We start from the raw sequence: 17,597 nt of genomic DNA, 5'->3' as shown, positions 1-17,597 counted from the left end.
AAACCCGCGACGCACAGCGCCGCGGGCTCCAGGATACAGCGTACCCGTAGCGGGAAACGACTTATTCGCCTGCGGGGTTGTACACCCACAGCGCGTTGTTGACGTGGTAACCGGTGTCTTCACCAATCAGCACACGACCGTCGTCCAATACCTCGATGTTATCCGGGCTGGCAATGGCATCCACCGGGCAGCGGTTTTCGGCACCGCCGTCATAGGCGCCACCCACGACCACCGGCTCCATACGCAACACGTCGTAATCTGCCTGCAGACCCAGGCGATAAACCACACCACACTTGTTGGCATCGACCTGGATATCCCCTTCGTCGTCAGCCATGGCGTAGTCCACGGAAGACATGGCCACATACATGTAGGGCACGCTGTTATCTGCTGCGCCATTGAAGTTGATGTTGATGCCTTCCATTTTATTGAATTCCACGGTCGCGCCCTTGGCTTCCGCCGCGCGCAGGGTTTCCAGGAAAGCCACGCGACTGTCCGCTGCGGTACCCGCGGCGTATTCCTCGATTTCCGCGTCACTGATGTAGCTGGTTTCACCCTCTACGTAGTCACTGCGATCGATCTCATCGTACTCGGCGATCCAGCTTTCCAGCTCGGCATTTGAGGCATGGCCCAACTCGATCCAGCGGATGTCAAAGCCGGCTTTGGCGGGGTCGCGAGTGGCATCCTGCTGCACTTTGGCTGCGTATAGCGTGCCCGCACCCAGATCGCCGGCGGTGTCCGCCACAAACTTGAAGAAGCCTTTATTGCCACCGTCGTCGGTCAGGTATACGGTTTTGCGATCCGGCATAACCACCGGGTTTTCGTGCGCCATACGACCCAGGGTGAACAGCTTGACCGGGACGGGCGCCTCGCTGGTGGGCTCGGTAATTTCCACGATGTAGCCGTAGCGGTACGGGTTGGGGTAGGTGCCACCCAGATAGTCGGTGAGCAGATCGATATCCGCATTGTTGGGATAACCGGTGGAGTAATCGGGGTCATTCCAGTGCGCCGTGTTTTCCGCTTCGTAATTCTCTTCCGACGTCAGCGGAGTACCCCAGGGAGAAACGCTGCCAAAGCAGTTGATCAGCGTGCCCTGCACCCCTGAGAAGTCCACGTCGGCGGCACCGGTCACCTGCCAGCTGCCATCCTGCTGGCGCTGCAGATTTACCCGATTCATGGCACCCGGGCGGTCTTCCCAGGCCACGTACAGCATACCTTCACTGCCATCGGCGTTGGTAGGGATAAAGGCGTTGAAGTCCGGGTTCTGGGATTGCTTCAGAGCCATACTGGCGTCACCTTTGACGATGGCACCAAAACCGAACGGCAAAGCGCCGGCGAAGGTGTCGCCACTGCGGCCCAGCACCTGATAATCACCGGTGGCTACCTGTACCACCTGCGCCTGAGGAGAGTCGGATGCGGGCACCGGCACCGATTCCAGGCGCGGGTCCAGATTGTCGATGTCCACACCGGTCCAGGCGCCTACAGCGGCGTCATTCCAGCCGTCGGGAAGGGTGTCGGAAGGGTGCTGAACATTGAAGAAGACTTCGCCGTTGTCGGTCTTGAATACACCGGTGACTTCTGCGCCCAAAGGCAGGGTGGCCACTCTCACCAGAGCCGGTGCTGCGGTGAGGTCTTCGCCATCGGCCCCATCGGCACCGTCGCTGCCATCGACGCCATCAATTCCATCAACGCCATTGGCGCCGTCTACGCCGGCCGATCCGTTCGACCCATCGTCCGCACAACCACCCAGCAGCAACGCGCTGAGCACGGCGATGGCGAGCGTATTTTTGGTAAACAGAGAATCCTTATTGTGCATGGTCTTGCCCCCGTGGAATGCAAAAATAGAAAGCGCCAACCAGAACGGCGGCGCTTAGACCAAGGATCCACATCTGCCATGAAGAATTGGCGATCATTCAGTGACGATTTTTGGGGAATTTTATTGCTAACGTTTTACCCTCAATAAAAATAATTACCAGTACTACTATTCCGCCTGCGCCCAGCGCAAGCGCATATCCCAGCCGAAGAAGCGGTGCTCCGCCTGCAGGGGTGGCGTGGCGTCGTCAATCTGCTGCAGAACATTCTGCGCGGGCAACCAGCTGGCATCGCGCCCCTGCACGTAGCTCTGGTGGCGAACAATATGGGTATAGGCCTTGTTCATGGCCAGTGCGCGCTCCCGCGATGGTGTAATCAGTGTGTAGACGTCTGCGGCCTTTACTTCCGCTTCTTTCACCGAGCCATCTTCGTTGTACCAGCGGTCGAGCATTTCAGGGTTTTCCCGGAACTCGCTGCCGCCGCCGGCGCGCTTCAGATACTGGAGGATTTCACCTTCCTGTTGATTGACGTTGGGTACGTCCGGCATGCCCCGCAGGTTAATGTAGCCCCAGCCCTGTGGGCCGGTGACCTTGCGCGAGAACGAGAAGGTCTGATCGATGGTTGTGCCGATCGCCGCATGACACCCCATACAGAACAGCATCTCTTCGCGGTTTTGCGGGCGCAGATGGCCATCGTAGTCTTCGATAAAGCCAGTGAGCAGCCAGCCCATACCGTTTTCCCGGCCCTTATCGCCATGATCCACATAGTAGGGCAACTCACCGAGCACCTTTTCCTTGCGCTCGGTGCGGTAACGGTTATCCAGGTCGGTGACCGTGAGCTCGCGAATCTTCTTCATATAGCGCAGTTCTTTCATGCGCGCGGGCACGCCAATATTGCCCGCCTCATCCACCCCCACGTAGCGCACGGAGTGGATGAATTCGGTCCCTTTGGGGAATTGCTGATCCACCACCGCGACCGCGGCAGCATCGCCAAAGTAGTGGGATTGCGGAGCCAGCCAGCGCGTATCCCCTCGCAGCGCTCCGTCTCCGTCCAGGTCCCGATCCACCAGACGCTCATCCATCGCCGCAATGGGCATGCGTGGCAGCTGTTTGATATTGAGTTCTGCCAGCGCCAGGTTCAGCAGGTAGATTTCCCGTGAGTTCTCTCCCTCAATCCGCTGAAACTCTCGTGGCAGCCGGATGGCCACATCGTCGGTATTGCCATTGGTCGGCCAGAAGGTGCTCGGCAACGGCTTGTAATTGAAGGCTACCCAACCGCTGCCATCACGGGCAAAACCCTGCGCATCGAATGCCGCCGCAGCCTGATCGAAATCCGCAAGATCCGGAATGAAACCCTTCCAGCCTTGCGCTCTCAATCGCTGCGGCAAGGCACTGTAGTTGTCCTGATTGATGTAGTCGACGATGGCATCGTCACTCACCTGTTGCAGCCAGTCGCTGCGATCTACAAACAGGTTTGCCCAGTGATTTTTCAGGCCTTCATCAGAAAAGAGGTAATTCCCCTGAATCCCCCCGTCATCCAGCATATTCATGCGCGGTTGCTGAGGATCCCGCTCGTACAGCTGGTGACACACATAACAGGGGTTATGTCGCCCCTCTGTCTTGGTGTAACACATGGGCGGCACTGGCGCCTCCGGGTTGGCTTCGTGGGTACCGGTTTCCGGCAGGCGCGCAGCCAGAGGGACGGCCGGCAACAGAGCCGCCGTATCCAAATCGTGAGCGAGTTCCGCAGCGTCCTGCCCGCAGCCGGCCAGAAGCAGACCAGCGAGGCTCCAGCAAGCCCGGCGGAAAATGTAAGAGAACGACATTTTTGATTAGCCATGGTGAAGGAATTGAGCGTCCATGACCCTAACGTCAGCGGATGACAGAAGAATGAAGGCCGGCGTCGCGCAGAGAAGGGGAAAATCAGCACTGCATCTAGGGGCAGGGCACTGGATTCTGGCCACAACAAAAGGCCTATTGGCAATGCGCGCAAAAGAACAGACCGGCAAACGGCAACCCGGAGAACCGCAAGTCCATCCTAATTATGTAATTAAACTACATAAATAAATGCACCATTAAGAAGATTTTACAGCATATTTAGTACAGGTATTTCGTACCGCTGTTTTTTTGAGCTTGTGGATTTTCCGCGGTCTCGGTTATCCTTCCTGCCACGGCGTCGCTCTCGCTTGAGAGGCGAGCCTGCAGACCCACAATAAAATCAATACGTCCGCTGTAACCTGCCGCCAACCGCAGAATGTTGGCCGCTTTCCAAACCAAGAGATGACATCCTGATGACCGACTCACTGCGCCAGGCCGCGCTCGATTACCACGCCTTGCCGACACCGGGCAAACTTTCGGTGGAACTCACGACCCCTGCCCACACCCAGGAGGATCTGTCCCTGGCCTATAGCCCGGGCGTGGCCGAACCGGTGCGCGAAATCGCCAAGGACCCGGAGGCCGCCTACCTGTATACCGGCAAGGGCAATCTGGTCGCGGTCATCTCCAACGGCAGTGCCATCCTCGGCCTCGGCAACCTGGGCCCACTGGCCTCCAAGCCGGTGATGGAAGGCAAGTCCCTGCTGTTCAAGCGCTTTGCGGATATCAACTCCGTGGATATCGAGGTGGAATGCCCCAGCCCCGAGCGGTTTATTGAGACCGTCGCGGCGATTGCCAATACCTTCGGCGGTATCAATCTCGAAGACATCAAGGCCCCGGAGTGTTTCCACATCGAAGAGGCGCTGATCCAGCGCTGCTCGGTACCGGTGTTCCACGACGACCAGCACGGCACGGCGATCGTGACCGTGGCGGGAATGCTGAATGCGCTGGAAATCCAGGGTAAGCAGATCGAAGACGTGCGTATCGTGTGCCTGGGTGCCGGTGCCGCCGCAACTGCCTGCTGCAAACTGCTGCTGGCCGCCGGCGCCAAGAAAGACCAGATCACCATGCTGGACAGCCGCGGGGTCATTCACTCCGGGCGCAGTGATATCAACGCTTACAAGGGTGAGTGGGCGCGGGATACCGAGATGCGCACTCTGGATGATGCCATCGAGGGCGCCGATGTATTCCTCGGCGTGTCTGGCCCGGACCTGTTATCAGCGGAGCAACTGGCACATATGGCGGACAAGCCGGTGGTATTCGCCTGCTCCAACCCCAACCCGGAAATCTCCCCGGAGCTGGCGCACCAGACCCGCAAAGACCTGATCATGGCCACCGGCCGTTCGGACTACCCGAACCAGGTGAACAACGTGCTGTGCTTTCCGTTTATTTTCCGCGGTGCCCTGGATGTACGCGCCACGCGCATCAACGAAGACATGAAGCTCGCCGCCATCGAGGCGATCCGCAAGCTAGCCCGCGAGGAGGTGCCGGAGGCGGTGCGCGCGGGTTACGGCGGTGTGGAAATGAGCTTTGGGGCCGAGTACATCCTGCCCAAGCCCACAGATCCGCGCCTGCTGCCGGAAGTGGCGGCGGCAGTGGCCCGCGCGGCGGTGGACAGCGGCGCGGCGCGCTTGCCGTATCCGGCGCACTATCCGTTGAAGCCGGTGTAACTACGTTCCCCCACCGACCAGATCAAGGCTGTCGCTTCGGGCGAAGGCGGTGCTACCGGGTGCAACCTTGTCAGACCTTCAAAAACAGGATGTTTTTGCAGAGCCCCCAGGGATGGGTTCACGGTGTGTCTGGCAAGGTTGCACCCGGTAGCACCGCCGCCTCTAGTCCTTAACAGAACCACATATCCCGCCAGCCTTGAGCCTCCCTCCCACCGCCGCTAAACTGCGTTCCATGTCTGAGCAAAGTTGTCCCCCCGCATGAGCCACGTCTATGTGCTGACCAATCAGCACCAGCAGTTTTTAAGCAAAAGCAACGAATGGATCGACGGCCGCGAGAACACCAAGCTGTTCCGCACCGAACACAAGGACGTCGCCATCAATCAGATGTTCGAGGCCAATACTCGCAACGTCGCCCTGCGCATTGAGCTGCTGGAGTGCGAGCTGGACACCAAGCGCCAGCCCATCGTCCCGGAAGAAGCCCTGAGCGAGACACCGCTTGAGTCAGCGGTGCCAGAAGAAGCAGTGGATGAGCCCGAAATTGTCGCGGAAGCGAATGACGTCGCCGAGCCCGAAAAGCTGCCGCAAACCGAGGCAGCAGAGAGCCAGCCCGACCAACCGCTCCCGAGCCCCTGACAGACCTGCCTTGAGCCTACTCTTGAGCTTGTTTACTGAGCCCACTTACTTGAGATAGCAGCAGGCGCCCCCATTTAGGCCGGATCGCCATTTTGGTGATTGACGTTTTTTGTGAGTAAGAAGTACCGCGTCCCGGTGGCGCACCCGGCCCATCAGCCAACCGGCTGCCACAGGAGATTCCCTTGTCCAAACTCGATCTGGCCGATCTGGCCCAGCCGCAAGGTTTAGCGCTGTTAAAGGGCATCCGCCGCGGCATTGAGAAAGAGGGCCTGCGGGTCTCCGCGGAAGGTGAGCTGGCGCAGACCGATCACCCGATCGGCCTCGGCTCCGCGCTCACCCACGAGTACATCACCACCGACTTCTCCGAAGCCCTGCTGGAATTCATTACGCCGCCGGTGGCAACACCGGAGCAGGCGCTGGAAACACTGGACCAGATCCACCGCTACACCTACAGTCAGATCGGCGACGAGCGCCTGTGGGTAAACAGCATGCCCGGCAAACTCGGCCGCGATGAAGACATTCCCGTGGCCCGCTATGGTAGCTCCAACAGCGGCACCATGAAGACCATCTACCGGCTCGGACTGGGCCTGCGCTACGGCCGCGCCATGCAGACCATCGCAGGTATCCACTACAACTTTTCCCTGCCGGACGCCTTCTGGAGCTGGCTGCAGGAAAAAGAGCGCGGTAGCGATACAGGCGGCCAGGAAGAGTCCCTGAAAGACTTCAAAACCCGCCGCTATTTCGACCTGATCCGCAACTTCCGCCGCCACTACTGGCTGCTGATCTACCTGTTTGGTGCCGCCCCCGCCGTGTGCGGCACCTTCGTGCAGAATCGCGAACACCAGCTGCAGTCCTTCGATGGCGATGGCCGCACCCTGTATGCCCCCCAGGCCACCTCCCTGCGCATGGGCGGCCTCGGCTATACCAGCGACGCACAGAAGTCCCTGATCGTGTGTTACAACGATCTGCAGACTTACCTGTCTACCCTCTGCGCAGCCATCAGCAAGCCTTACCCGGAGTACCACCAGCAGGGTGTGAAAGACGCGAATGGCGAATACCAGCAGCTCTCCACTGGCCTGCTGCAGATCGAAAACGAGTTCTACTCCCCGATCCGCCCGAAAAACCCGGCCGGCATGGGCGAAACCGCACTCTCCGCCCTCGACGCCCGCGGTGTCGAATATATCGAAGTGCGCTGCCTCGACCTGAACCCCTTCGTCCCGCTCGGTATCGAAGCCCCGCAAATGCGCTTCCTCGACGCCTTCCTGCTGCACTGCCTGCTGAGCGAAAGCCCGGTAACCGATGAAGCCGACTACCGCGCGGTACAGGAAAACCAGACCCGCATCGTCGACCGCGGCCGCGAGCCCGATCTGCAACTTATCCACAACGGCAGCGAGCGCAAACTTACCGACTGGGCCGGTGAACTCCTCGATCAGATCACCCCCATGGCCGAACTGCTTGACCAGGCGTGGGACAGCCACGACTACCAGCGCGCCGTCTCCGCACAGCGTGACAAGGTCGACGGCAAAGCACCCACCCCGGCTGCACAAATGCTCGCGGAGATGCACGAGCACAACCAAACCTTCTTCCAGTGGGCCAAGGCCAAAGCGGAACAGCACCGCCAGTATTTCCTGGACCGCCCGCTGAACGAGGAAGAGCAGGCGGATTTCGAGCGCCTCGCAAAAGAGTCACTCGACAAGCAAAAACAGGTAGAAGACGCCGATACCGGCAGCTTCGAAGACTTTCTCGGCAAGTATTACGCGCAATATGTGTTCTGCCAGAAGGGGCTCTGAGGTCGAAGCGCAGGTGCTGATGCCGGGTACGGCCTTGCGAGACCTTCTGCGAGAGGGACCTCGCGGAAGAGCCCCCATGGATGGGTTCACGGCGTGTCTCGCAAGGCCGTACCCGGTAGCAGCGCCGCCACTCAATCCAATTAAGAACGCAAGCCAGGGGACCTGAAATGAACTACCTGGCCCACCTGCTACTATCAGGCCCGGACCCGGACTGGCAGCTCGGTGGCCTATTGGGTGACTTCGTCAAAGGCCCCATGAAAGGGGAGCGCCCCAAAGCCATCGAAGACGGCATCCGCCTGCACCGCCGCATCGACCTGCTGAGCGACCAGCACCCCGCCTACCTGAGCGCCCTCAAACGCCTCGGCCCCCAGTGGCGCCGCCTCGGCGGCATCGCCCTCGATATCTGGTTCGACCACCTGCTCGCCAACGACTGGCACCACTGGCACCCGCAACCGCTGGAAACCTTTACCCAGAACTGCTGGTCCAACTTCCACCAGCGCAACCAGTGGATCCCCAAAAACGCACAAACGTTTATTCAAAGAGCCGAGCAATTTAAACTCCTGCCTGGCTACCGCGAGGTAGACGTCATCCAGCGCACCCTCGAACGGGTCGGCCTGCGCCTGCGACGCCCGCAGCCACTCGCCGACATGCTGCCACTACTGCAGCGAGACCAGGCCGCACTGGAACAGGAATTCCGGCAACTGTTTGCCGACCTCAGCCAACAGGCCGAACAGTTCCGACAAACTATTTATTAGAAAATCGCCTGCTAAAGAATTGCTCAACGCATCCGGAAAATAATCACATGACCCTGCCCAGCCCACGCACCACCTTCCTGATCATGTTCCTTGCGGTCATCGCCGTACTCAGTGTCGCCTTTTACATGGAATATGCGATGGGCCTCGAGCCCTGCCCGCTGTGCATCACCCAGCGGATCATGTTTCTGGGTGTCGGCCTCACCTCCCTGATCGCATTTCTGCACAACCCCACCGGCACCACCAATATCGGTCGCCGCGTCTACGGTCTGCTGGTCTCCCTGTGGGCCATCGGCGGTCTCTACTTCTCCGGGCGCCAGCTGTGGCTGCAGAGCCTGCCGGAAGACCAGGTGCCCGCCTGCGGCCCCGGCATCAGCTATATGGTGGATGTATTCCCCATGGCGGAAGTGATCAAAACCCTGCTCACCGGTGACGGCAACTGCGCAGAAGTGCAGTGGACCATGCTCGGCCTGTCTATCGCCGGCTGGGCCGCGGTGGGCTTTGTGGGCCTGATCCTGTTCGGCCTGTGGCAAGCCTTCCGCAAGCACTGACCGATTCTTCCCGTGTCTTTCCTGCGCGCACTCCCGCGCTGGCTGTTGGGGGCCGGCCTGCTGCTTGCCTTTGACCTGACTGGCCGCGTCCTCGTTGCCGCACTGTCATTGCCATTGCCCGGCCCGGTGCTGGGCATGCTCCTGTTGCTGATCGCGATGATGCTCTACGGTCGCGTACCCCGCGGGCTGGGGCTGGTGGGCGAGCAGATCCTGCGCCTGCTGGTGCTGATTTTCCTTCCCGCGACCGTGGGTATCTACTTCCTGCGCGACCTGTCCGGCGGAGACTGGATTGCCCTGATCGTCGCCATGGTCGTGGGTACCCTGATCAGCATCGCGCTGACCGCGCTGCTGCTGAATCATCTGATCCGGCGCAGCGGACGAGACGGAGAGGGTGGCAACGATGGCGAGTAACGCATTCACACCGCTGCGCGAGTGGCTGGCACAGGTGCAGCAGGTTGCCATCAACTTTGCGGAGCCACTTTCCTTCGCACACCCGCTGGTAATCCTGCCGCTCAATATTCTCGGCTTCTGGCTGGCGCTGAAGATTTACCGTCGCGCCGGTACACCGATACTGCACCCGGTGGTTGGCGGCAGCCTGCTGGTGTTTGCCGGGCTGCTGCTAATGAACGTGGACTTCGCCGGTTACCAGCGCGGCAGCGGCCTGCTGTATCTGTTGCTGGGGCCCGCGGTCGTCGCACTGGCCATTCCACTGAAACAGAACCTGACAATGGTGCGGAGAGTCGGCTGGCCGCTGATACTGGGCCTCGCGGTGGGCGCGATACTGGCGCCGCTGGTGGCGGTATTGATTGCTATGTTACTAAACGGCAGCGCTGCGGTACTGATCGCGCTGACCACCAAATCCGTCACCACCCCGGTGGCCCTGGCACTGACCGAGCAGATGAACGGTATCCAGAGTCTCGCAGCGGGCGTGGTGGCATTTACCGGTGTTGTGGGCGCAGTGTGCGGTCCCGCGCTGCTGAAGCTGCTGGGTATTACCGACGAACGGGTCACCGGCTTTGCTCTGGGAGTGAATGCCCACGCTATCGGCACCGTCCGCGCACTGGAAATCAGCGCCCTGTGCGGAGCCTTTTCCGCACTGGCCATGGGACTTTGCGGAGCACTGACCGCATTGCTACTTCCGGTATTGATCTCTGCGTAAAGCAAACCTGACCTGTTTCCCGATACTGGTTATTTTCCATCGCTAACCTTGCCCGCGGCGGCAGAAGCTTCTACATTCCTAAAAGCACTTGTAGAAGTAGAGCAGTTGTAAAAGTCACAAAAGGAAACTTGGAGATGTTGGAGAACTGTAAGAACGCGCAAGAGCGTTGGGGCGGCGTCAGCCAGATCATCGACCGCTGGCTGCAATCCCGTCAGGCGCTGTTGGTGAGCTTTTGTCAGCTGTCAGAGCACAAGGAGTTTGCCGACGGCGATAAAGAGGCTGAAGCCAGTGTGCGCACCCTATGTCAGCAACTGGTGGATTACGTTTCCGCGGGTCACTTTGAGGTCTACGACCAACTGATTCAGGAAGGGCAGGCATTTGGTGATACCGAGGGCCTGCAACAGGCCAGGGCACTGTACCGTGAAATCGACGGTACCACCGATGTCGCCGTGGACTTCAATGACAAGTACCTTGAAACCGATGACCTCACCACACTGGTAAAAGATCTGTCTGTGCTGGGTGTCGCCCTGGAAACCCGGTTCGCCGCAGAGGATCGCATGATTGATACCCTGCATACCGCGCACAAAAATCAGCTGGCCTGATACGGCTGACGCTCTGAACAGTTCATTAAAAAAGGGGCTCAAAGCCCCTTTTTTAATGACTGCGGAAATCCGCAGTCATGCGCTAGGTCGTCAACTACCGATTATTCGGTCGCCTGATCTTCCGCGCCGTCTTCTTTAACCGCCTCTTCTTCGGCTGCGCCTTCGTCGCCACCGACATTGGCTTTATGCAGCTCCACCTCAAACACCAGGGTAGAGTTCGGGCCAATCATGCCGCCCGCACCACCCGGACCGTAAGCCAGGTCAGAGGGAATGTAGAGTTCCCACTTGGCACCCTCTTTCATCAGCTGCAGCGCTTCGGTCCAACCTTTGATCACACCTTTAACCGGAAACTGGACCGGTTTGCCGTTTTTGTACGAGCTGTCAAACTCGGTTCCGTCGATCAGGGTGCCCTTATAATCCACTTCCACAACACTGGATTCACTCGGGCTCGGGCCAGTACCTTCAGTAATAATCTTGTACTGCAGGCCAGAGTCGGTGGTCTGCACACCGTCTTTCTTGGCGTTCTCTTCGAGGAACTTCTTACCTTCTTCCAGGTTCTTTTCCGCAGATGCCTTGAACTCTTCTTCCTGCTTGGCCATCAGCTCTTTCTGCTTGGCCTGCATATTCTCCTGGAATACCTGGATAACCTGCTGCTTCTCTTCATCGTTGAGGCGGGACTCACGACCACTGGCGACATCTTCCAGCGCCATGGCAACGATTTTAGGGTCCAGAGCAACTTCCTGGCTCTTCAGGCGGTTGGCCATATCTTCGGCAATGATATAGCTGACTTTCTGCTCCTGGGATTCCAGCTTGATATCTGCGGAGCCCGCAGACTCCTCCTTGTTACAGCCGACCAGTGCAATACCCAGAGCAATCGCAGCAGCCAAAGAAGTTTTATTCATGAGAATTGTCTCTTAATTTCCGTGAAGCATTTATTTGTATGAGAGGGTTCCACCCTTCTCTGCTGTTTTACACCCTGACTCTGTCACACATTGTGCGGCAGATCACAGTACCGCAAGCGGGTCCAGCGACAGCCAAGTCTAACCCATGCAGGGAGAGGCTGCACACCACCGGTCCAGGTAATGCAGGGATTCCAACTGAGACCGCAACGGCTCGCTGTTGTTTCATTTTCCTGACAGCGGCCATCCTCGACTTACGCGAGAGAAACACCTGAAAAACGCCGTGAGCCTATCCTGATAACACAGGGATGCACTTCCGAAATAACAACGCTATTATCAGCGTTCAACCCCGTTTTTTCACAGGAAGTTCGCTGGCAGAGAGGTGGTTCTGCTATCAATAAACTAGAAGTGTCGGGGTTTCTTTCAAGAGCATTCCCACAACCCGTTTCAACCGCAGGATTTTGAACCATGGCCGCCAAACGCAAAGTCGCCAGTTCCGTTGAGGATCTGGAAAAACAGATCGCCAAGATTACCACCCAACTCGAAAAAGCACGGGCCAAGGAAGCGGCCGATGCCGACAAAGCCCTGGCCAAAGCCACCAAGGAATCCGACAAGGCACAGGCTCAAGTTAAAAAAGCCAAGGCGAAGCTCGCCACTGCACGCGCTAGCGCGAGCAAGGCAAAAACTCCGGCGGCCAAAACCTCCGCCAAGAAAAAAGTTGATGCCGCAAAGGCCGCCGTTGCCAAGGTTGAAAAGGTTGCCAAAGAGGCCGCCCAATCCCTGGCCGATTCCCGTGCAGTCGCAGCGGCTACCAAGCTGGCCGAGAAGACCGCCAAAACGGTGAAAAAAGCCGGCGAAGCCGCCGCGAAAAAGGTAATAGCAGCAAGCAAGCCGAAGAAGAAAAAGGCCGCTAGCGCCAAGAAGTCTGCAGCAGCCAAACCCGCTGCAGAGAAGAAAGCCACAGCAAAGAAACCAGCTACCAAGAAGGCCACCGCCAAAAAAGCAGCCACCAAGAAAGCCGCACCCAAAAAAGCGGCAGCCAAAAAGGCACCCGCAAAAAAATCTCCGGTGCAGAAAGCAGCCACAGATAAAGCCGAGCCCAAGAAGGCCGCACCTAAAACAACGGCCGCTGAGAAAACTGATGTGAAGAAGACATCAAGCAAGAAGGCAGCGCCGAAAAAAGCCGCCAAACCGACCTCTGAGGTGAAGCCTGCACAGAAGTCTAATGGTGCCGCGACGGCCAAACCCGCTGCTCAGCCGGTCACTCCCACCGCGAAACCCGCTAGCACCCCAGCGCCAGAAAGCCCCGCACCGGTAATGGGCAAAACCTCAGAGCCAAAGCCTCTGGTGCCCGAGTCCAGCCCTGCTGCCGCCAATCCGGTCACTCCCAGCATTACCCCGACCACGCCGCCTAACAGCCTGTTTGCCACAGAAGAGAATCCGCACTACGGCCCGGAAGAGCACAAACACAAGCACTAACTAAACCCTCAGAGGGTAACGCCGGGAATACTGCCTCCGCGCGGATCCCGGCCCGCATCGCTCTCGCGGACACTACCGGCAGCACTATAGGCATCGATCAGGCCCGCCCAGCGGGCCTGATCTTTTTGCATCAAGCCATATTGCTCGCCCGCAAGTGCCAAGGGCGAGCGGGTCTCCGGCCAGGCTTCACCATTCAGCTTCCACAGTGCCGCCAACTGCCGTTGCTCCATACGAATCTCACAGCGCTTGCACCATTCGTATACCCGGCTGTGCCTGTTGAGCCGCCCCAGCAGACGGCGCAGGTTGCGCACGCTGTTGATCATGCGCCGACGTGGCGCCAGACCGCGATCTGCTACACGCCAGCTCTCATCGCTCAACTGACGGCCACAGGCGCTGGTATAACTGGCCCAAAGCATCAGGCACACATCTGCGCCCTTGCTGTCCTGGCAGTCAAGCAGGAACTCGGCCACCGACGGCTGTCGATAAAACTCCAGACTGAACTGCCACAGGGGGTTCTGCAAAGGGCAGGGTGGCGGTGATGGCTGTGCGGTTTCTGTCACGATAGAATCCCGGCGGTTTGTTATAGCCGATAGCCTAGTCAAATTTAGGCGAATTCAAAGAGGTTTCCATTGATTAATCTGCAAGGCGTATCGCTGCAGGTGGGCGGGCGCGACCTGCTCAACGACGCCAGCTGCCGTATTTTCCCGGGACACAAGGTGGGCGTCATCGGCGCCAACGGTTGCGGCAAGTCGACCCTGTTCAAAATGCTGCTGAAACAGCAGGATAGTGATGCGGGCAGTGTAGAGGTGCCTTCCGGCTGGGAGATTGCACATATGGCGCAGGAGATCTCCGCCACCGACCAGAGTGCCCTCGACTATGCGCTGGACGGTGATCACCGCCTGCGCGCGCTGCAGCGGGAGCTGGATGCCGCCGAGGCGGATGGCAGTGACGGCAAGCACATCGGCGAACTGCACGAGCGCATGGCGGCCATCGACGGCTACAGTGGTCCAGCCCGCGCCGCGCAGTTGCTAGACGGGCTTGGTTTCTCCCACGAGGATCAGCAGCGGCCGGTCAAGAGCTTCTCCGGCGGCTGGCGCATTCGTCTGAACCTGGCGCGGGCACTGATGTGCCCGGCGGATCTGCTGCTGTTGGACGAACCCACCAACCACCTGGATCTGGATGCGACCCTGTGGCTGGAACAGTGGCTGCAACGGTTCCCGGGCACCCTGTTGATCATCTCCCACGACCGGGATTTTCTCGATGCGGTAGTGGACGGCATCATCAGCTTCGAGCACCAAGATCTGGTGCTCTACAGCGGCAACTACACCGCGTTTGAACGGGCCCGTGCCGAGCGCCTGGCCCAGCAGCAGGTACAGTACGAGAAACAGCAGGCGCAGCGCGCGCACATGGAAGACTTTGTGCGGCGCTTTCGGGCAAAGGCTACCAAGGCCAAGCAGGCCCAGAGCCGTCTGAAGGCGCTGGACCGCATGGCGGAAATCGCCCCCGCCCACGTGGATTCCCCATTCCGTTTTCGCCTGCCATCCTCCGACAAGGTGTCGAACCCGCTAATCGATCTGCGCGAGGCGGAGATCGGCTACCCCGGCAAGACCATTCTGCCACGGGTGGAAATGGGTATTCAGCCCGGCCGCAGAATCGGCCTGCTCGGGCCGAACGGCGCGGGCAAGTCGTCTCTGATCAAGACCCTGGCCGGGGAGATCCCCCTGATCAATGGCGAGCGCCAATGCGGCGAGCATCTGAAAATCGGCTACTTCGCCCAGCACCAGCTGGAAGCGCTGGACTCCAAAGCCTCGCCGCTGCTGCATGTGCAGCGCCTGTCACCCACCGCCAGTGAGCAGGAGCTGCGGGATTTCCTCGGCGGCTACGGGTTTATTGGCGATCGCGTGTTCGAGCCGGTGGGCGGCTTCTCCGGCGGTGAAAAGGCACGGGTGGCACTGGCACTGCTGGCGTGGCAAAAACCCAATCTGTTACTGCTCGATGAGCCCACCAACCACCTGGACCTGGAGATGCGCCACGCCCTGACCCTGGCGCTGGCGGAGTTCCCTGGTGCGGTGATCCTCGTATCCCACGATCGCCACCTGCTGGCGAATACCACTGACGAATTTATCCTGGTGGCCGAGGGCCGCGCGGAGCCGTATGACGGGGACCTGGACGACTACAAGCAGTGGCTGCTGGCTTTCAAGCGCGAGGAGAAGCGCCAGAGCGGCAGTGAAGCGGGCTCTACCGACACGGCTACCAAACCGGTGGAAGACAAAAAGGCCCAGCGCCGCGCCGCGGCGGCACTGCGTGAACAGCTGAAACCGCTCACCAACAGACTCAAGAGTATTGAGCAGAAGATGGCGAAGGCGGAGAAAGAGGTGCAAAACCTGGAAGAAAAGCTGGCGGATGAAAGCCTCTACAGTGGCGGTCAACAGGAAGAAATAACCCGCCTGACCAGGGCTCAGGGAGAGGCAAAAGAGTCTCTGGAGGAATTGGAGATGGAGTGGCTGGAAGTTTCCGAGGCGCTGGAGGCTGCCCGCGCGGGAGAATAACTCATCGCCCGGCGGACATTTGAGATTTCATTTGGAGAAGTCGTTGGGATCGTAGGCTTCCCGCTGGCAGCCGTCAAAATTGACCGCCACCCCCATCGGCGTGCCCGGGCACTGATCCAGATAGTCCGGCACACCGTCGCCATCGCTGTCGATGGGGCAGCCACGGGCATCCACATCTATCCCCGGTGGGGTCTGCGGGCATTCATCCAGATTGCTGTAAATGCCGTCGCCATCCCAGTCCCGCGGCGCTATTTCATCCTGCCATTGGTAACCGATGGCAAAACTCACGAAGCTATCCAGCCCGCCTTCTTCAACGCCCTGAAATCCACGCACATCGCCCCGCATCTGCCAACGGGGCAGAAACTGGTATTTCACACCGGCGCCAAAGTTGATCATCGTCTGACGCTGGTGCCAGTCGTCCGGGTACCCGTAGGTGTCCTCATCGATGCGTAGCTCACCGGCACCCATTACCACATAGGGCTGCCAATCGAAGTTTCCACAGAACTGGCCCGCGAACTGGTACATCAGGTCGAGGTGATAGTTCTGCACGCCAACGTCTTCGCGGGTGTCACGGACATTGACGCTGAAATAATCGTACACGCCTTCGATGGACCAGCGGTCGGTAATGTTGTAGCCGAAGCCGATACCGCCTCCGGAGCTGTCGTCCAGCTCAAATCCGAAGTAGGGCGTGCCATCGAGACGCTGGTCGTCAAACCAGTACTGTCCGGCGTTAAGATACAGATTGAGTGTGCCTTCCTGATCGGCCATGGTCGGTCCGCTCAGCAGGAGCAGTGCACCGCCCAGTAGTAAGGCGCGCATTTGATTTGAGACGAGGGTGGGGCTTGTTGTCATTGTTGCTCCGGAGCATCCATTTACCGGTAGACAGAAGATAGCACAGCGGGCCGGGAGTTATTTCCTATCTGACCCGCGGTGTTTGTCGGCTTATTTCCTTTTGTAGAGCAGGTCCCAAACACCGTGGCCCAGCCGTTCGCCGCGACGCTCGAATTTGGTTTGCGGCCTGAAGTCAGGGCGCGGGGCGTAGTTGCCTTTGCCTGCGGTATTTTCCAGTAACTCCTCCGCTTCGAGCACTTCGAGCATCTGCTCGGCGTAGTTTTCCCAATCGGTGGCCATGTGCATGAGGCCGCCGGGTTTCAGTTTGCTACACAGGAGTTTTACAAACTCCGGTTGCACGATGCGCCGCTTGTTGTGCTTCTTTTTGTGCCAGGGATCGGGGAAGTACAGTTGGAAGCGGTCGAGGCTGGCGTCGGGAATACAGTCGTTGAGCACGTCGATGGCGTCGGCCATATACACCCGCAGGTTTTTGATTTCGTCTTTGCCAGCGTTGTTGATCAGGCGACCGACCCCGGGCGGGTGGACTTCGATGCCGATAAAGTCTTTGTCGGTTTCGGCTTGGGTCATTTCCAGCAGGGAGTCGCCCATGCCGAATCCGATTTCCAGCACCACCGGCGCCTCGCGGCCAAAGATTTCTTTCGGGTCGATGGCGCCGTCGTACAGGGACAAACCGAACGGGCCCCAGTAATTATCAAATGCCTTGCGCTGGCCCTCGGTCATACGCCCGCCACGAATCACGTAGCTACGGATGGATTTCTTTTTGAATTCGGTGCGGTAGGGGAAGTCTTCTTCCTCGTTACCTTGTTCGTTATTGGGTTCTTCTTGCATCTTGGTTTGGTTACCTCTTTGGCTCGGAGCACTGTTCTTGGGTGCTTCGTAGCTCGTCTTGTGGCGGCCAAGCACCGGGTATAAGTTTTCAGAACCACTGTGAACCCATCCATGGGCGTTGCGGCGGCGACGTCCTGTCGCCGACGCTTC

The 17,597-nt window shown here is 59.1% G+C and carries 16 protein-coding genes; 10 read left to right on the top strand and 6 right to left on the bottom strand.

The window, feature by feature from the left end:
- Positions 1-61: 61 nt before the first annotated feature.
- Complete coding sequence (locus tag AU11_RS14310) at positions 62-1,813, bottom strand: PhoX family phosphatase (RefSeq protein ID WP_081848128.1); 1,752 nt, start codon at positions 1,811-1,813, stop codon at positions 62-64.
- A gap of 165 nt (positions 1,814-1,978) precedes the next feature.
- On the bottom strand, positions 1,979-3,634 hold the full coding sequence (locus AU11_RS14305; protein ID WP_043319962.1) for a hypothetical protein: 1,656 nt from the start codon (positions 3,632-3,634) through the stop codon (positions 1,979-1,981).
- Positions 3,635-4,099: 465 nt separating this feature from the next.
- On the opposite strand from AU11_RS14305, the gene AU11_RS14295 reads away from it, so the two are divergent.
- From AU11_RS14295 to AU11_RS14260, 8 genes are all read left to right on the top strand, one after another.
- On the top strand, positions 4,100-5,353 hold the full coding sequence (locus AU11_RS14295; protein WP_043319960.1) for a malic enzyme-like NAD(P)-binding protein: 1,254 nt from the start codon (positions 4,100-4,102) through the stop codon (positions 5,351-5,353).
- 258 nt (positions 5,354-5,611) lie between these two features.
- On the top strand, positions 5,612-5,986 hold the full coding sequence (locus tag AU11_RS17840; RefSeq protein WP_051687270.1) for a hypothetical protein: 375 nt from the start codon (positions 5,612-5,614) through the stop codon (positions 5,984-5,986).
- Positions 5,987-6,168: 182 nt separating this feature from the next.
- Positions 6,169-7,776, top strand: coding sequence for a glutamate--cysteine ligase (gene gshA / locus AU11_RS14285; protein WP_043319959.1), 1,608 nt, complete (start codon positions 6,169-6,171; stop codon positions 7,774-7,776).
- 167 nt (positions 7,777-7,943) lie between these two features.
- Positions 7,944-8,531 (top strand): ACP phosphodiesterase, encoded by a 588-nt coding sequence (locus tag AU11_RS14280; protein ID WP_043319958.1) that lies wholly within the window; start codon positions 7,944-7,946, stop codon positions 8,529-8,531.
- Positions 8,532-8,578: 47 nt separating this feature from the next.
- A complete protein-coding gene (locus AU11_RS14275; RefSeq protein ID WP_043319957.1) occupies positions 8,579-9,079 on the top strand; it encodes a disulfide bond formation protein B in 501 nt (166 codons plus the stop codon).
- Between the two features lie 12 nt (positions 9,080-9,091).
- Positions 9,092-9,490, top strand: coding sequence for a CidA/LrgA family protein (locus AU11_RS14270; RefSeq protein ID WP_051687269.1), 399 nt, complete (start codon positions 9,092-9,094; stop codon positions 9,488-9,490).
- Positions 9,480-10,238 (top strand): LrgB family protein, encoded by a 759-nt coding sequence (locus AU11_RS14265; protein ID WP_051687268.1) that lies wholly within the window; start codon positions 9,480-9,482, stop codon positions 10,236-10,238. Before AU11_RS14270 ends, AU11_RS14265 begins: the two co-directional genes overlap by 11 nt.
- A 134-nt stretch (positions 10,239-10,372) precedes the next feature.
- On the top strand, positions 10,373-10,840 hold the full coding sequence (locus AU11_RS14260; RefSeq protein ID WP_043319956.1) for an Rsd/AlgQ family anti-sigma factor: 468 nt from the start codon (positions 10,373-10,375) through the stop codon (positions 10,838-10,840).
- A 101-nt stretch (positions 10,841-10,941) separates the two neighbouring features.
- On the opposite strand, the gene AU11_RS14255 is transcribed toward AU11_RS14260, so the two are convergent.
- On the bottom strand, positions 10,942-11,742 hold the full coding sequence (locus AU11_RS14255) for an FKBP-type peptidyl-prolyl cis-trans isomerase (protein ID WP_043319955.1): 801 nt from the start codon (positions 11,740-11,742) through the stop codon (positions 10,942-10,944).
- Positions 11,743-12,207: 465 nt separating this feature from the next.
- Here AU11_RS14255 and AU11_RS14250 point away from each other — a divergent pair, with 465 nt between their 5' ends.
- Positions 12,208-13,218 carry a hypothetical protein gene (locus tag AU11_RS14250; protein ID WP_051687267.1) on the top strand — a complete coding sequence of 337 codons (1,011 nt, stop codon included), beginning with the start codon at positions 12,208-12,210 and terminating at the stop codon, positions 13,216-13,218.
- Positions 13,219-13,226: 8 nt separating this feature from the next.
- Here AU11_RS14250 and AU11_RS14245 read toward each other — a convergent pair whose 3' ends face one another.
- Positions 13,227-13,778, bottom strand: coding sequence for a TIGR02444 family protein (locus tag AU11_RS14245; protein WP_231491948.1), 552 nt, complete (start codon positions 13,776-13,778; stop codon positions 13,227-13,229).
- A 69-nt stretch (positions 13,779-13,847) separates the two neighbouring features.
- Here AU11_RS14245 and AU11_RS14240 point away from each other — a divergent pair, with 69 nt between their 5' ends.
- Complete coding sequence (locus tag AU11_RS14240) at positions 13,848-15,767, top strand: ABC-F family ATP-binding cassette domain-containing protein (RefSeq protein WP_043319954.1); 1,920 nt, start codon at positions 13,848-13,850, stop codon at positions 15,765-15,767.
- Positions 15,768-15,794: 27 nt separating this feature from the next.
- On the opposite strand, the gene AU11_RS14235 is transcribed toward AU11_RS14240, so the two are convergent.
- Together AU11_RS14235 and trmB are read right to left on the bottom strand one after the other, a co-directional pair.
- On the bottom strand, positions 15,795-16,619 hold the full coding sequence (locus AU11_RS14235; RefSeq protein ID WP_043319953.1) for an outer membrane beta-barrel protein: 825 nt from the start codon (positions 16,617-16,619) through the stop codon (positions 15,795-15,797).
- A gap of 90 nt (positions 16,620-16,709) precedes the next feature.
- Positions 16,710-17,447, bottom strand: a complete 738-nt coding sequence (gene trmB / locus AU11_RS14230) for a tRNA (guanosine(46)-N7)-methyltransferase TrmB (RefSeq protein ID WP_051687266.1) — start codon at positions 17,445-17,447, stop codon at positions 16,710-16,712.
- Positions 17,448-17,597: the final 150 nt, after the last annotated feature.

It is taken from the genome of Microbulbifer sp. HZ11 (assembly GCF_000708675.1).
Taxonomy (GTDB): domain Bacteria; phylum Pseudomonadota; class Gammaproteobacteria; order Pseudomonadales; family Cellvibrionaceae; genus Microbulbifer.
Note: the sequence above shows the minus strand (reverse complement) of the source record. Positions and strands in the feature narration are given on the sequence as shown.

Bases quoted from the DNA above. Each gene is read 5' to 3' on its own strand.
- AU11_RS14235 (WP_043319953.1), bottom strand. From the start codon at position 16,619: ATGACAACAAGCCCCACCCTCGTCTCAAATCAAATGCGCGCCTTACTA.
- AU11_RS14260 (WP_043319956.1), top strand. From the start codon at position 10,373: ATGTTGGAGAACTGTAAGAACGCGCAAGAGCGTTGGGGCGGCGTCAGC.
- AU11_RS14275 (WP_043319957.1), top strand. From the start codon at position 8,579: ATGACCCTGCCCAGCCCACGCACCACCTTCCTGATCATGTTCCTTGCG.
- AU11_RS17840 (WP_051687270.1), top strand. From the start codon at position 5,612: ATGAGCCACGTCTATGTGCTGACCAATCAGCACCAGCAGTTTTTAAGC.
- AU11_RS14310 (WP_081848128.1), bottom strand. From the start codon at position 1,813: ATGCACAATAAGGATTCTCTGTTTACCAAAAATACGCTCGCCATCGCC.
- AU11_RS14295 (WP_043319960.1), top strand. From the start codon at position 4,100: ATGACCGACTCACTGCGCCAGGCCGCGCTCGATTACCACGCCTTGCCG.
- AU11_RS14280 (WP_043319958.1), top strand. From the start codon at position 7,944: ATGAACTACCTGGCCCACCTGCTACTATCAGGCCCGGACCCGGACTGG.
- trmB (WP_051687266.1), bottom strand. From the start codon at position 17,447: ATGCAAGAAGAACCCAATAACGAACAAGGTAACGAGGAAGAAGACTTC.
- AU11_RS14250 (WP_051687267.1), top strand. From the start codon at position 12,208: ATGGCCGCCAAACGCAAAGTCGCCAGTTCCGTTGAGGATCTGGAAAAA.
- AU11_RS14255 (WP_043319955.1), bottom strand. From the start codon at position 11,742: ATGAATAAAACTTCTTTGGCTGCTGCGATTGCTCTGGGTATTGCACTG.
- AU11_RS14305 (WP_043319962.1), bottom strand. From the start codon at position 3,634: ATGTCGTTCTCTTACATTTTCCGCCGGGCTTGCTGGAGCCTCGCTGGT.
- AU11_RS14265 (WP_051687268.1), top strand. From the start codon at position 9,480: ATGGCGAGTAACGCATTCACACCGCTGCGCGAGTGGCTGGCACAGGTG.